Origin of the sequence: Frankia sp. AgKG'84/4, from assembly GCF_023242965.2 — a bacterium.
Lineage (GTDB): Bacteria > Actinomycetota > Actinomycetes > Frankiales > Frankiaceae > Frankia.
The window spans coordinates 1-925 of record NZ_JALKFU020000858.1; the positions used below are offsets into that span (position 1 = coordinate 1).

The window sequence follows — 925 nt, forward strand, 5'->3', positions numbered from 1 at the left end:
TCGTTGCCGCGCTCGGGGTGGACACGGGGATCTCGAAGTCGGAGGTGTCCCGGATCTGTGCCGCGTTGGACCGGGGCTCGGCGCGCAGGCGGTGCTGGCCGCGCGGCGCCTGGACGTGCCGAGCATCGCCGTCTACCAGACCGACATCGCGGCCTTCGCCGCCCGCTACGGCCTGGCCACCGCGGAACGCACGATCTGGCACTGGCTGGCCACCGTGCACCGCCTCGCCGCCCGCACGCTCGCGCCGTCCTGGGACGCCGTCGACGCCCTGCTGCGCCAGGGGGTGCAGCGGGTCGCCCGCTGGAGCCGGGGCGTCGACACCGAGCGTTTCAACCCGCGCCACCGCGACGCCGACCTGCGCCGCCAGCTCGCACCGAACGGCGAGCTGCTCGTCGGCTACGTGGGCCGCCTCGCCAGGGAGAAGCGGGTGGAGCTGCTCGGCGCGGTCCACGGCCTGCCCGGGACGCGCCTGGTCGTCGTCGGCGACGGGCCGTCGCGGGCGGCGCTCACCCGGTCGCTGCCGGACGCGGCGTTCCTCGGCTTCCGCGGCGGGGCGGAGCTCTCCGCCGCGGTCGCGAGCCTGGACATCTTCGTGCACCCCCGTGTGGACGAGACCTTCTGCCAGGCGGCGCAGGAGGCGAAGGCCAGCGGGGTGCCGGTGGTCGCGCCGGGGGCCGGCGGGCTGCTCGACGTCGTCGAGCACGGCGTCTCCGGCCTGCACTACGCCCCCGGCAGCGCGGTGGAACTGCGGGCGCAGGTCGCGGGCCTCGCCGCGGACACCGCCCGGCGGGAGGCCATGGGGCTGGCCGCGTACGACTCGGTCGCCGGCTGCGGCTGGGGCGCGATCGGCGACGAGCTGCTCGGCCACTATCGCGACGTCCTCGGCACCGGGGGCGGCGCCGGCCGTCGTGCCCGGTGGTCGCAC

Annotated in this window: 1 protein-coding gene; it reads left to right on the forward strand. The window is 77.1% G+C overall.

The window, feature by feature from the left end; all coding sequences use genetic code 11:
- Window positions 1-91: 91 nt before the first annotated feature.
- A partial coding sequence (locus MXD58_RS25685; RefSeq protein ID WP_250610271.1) for a glycosyltransferase occupies window positions 92-925 on the forward strand: 834 nt, incomplete at its 3' end.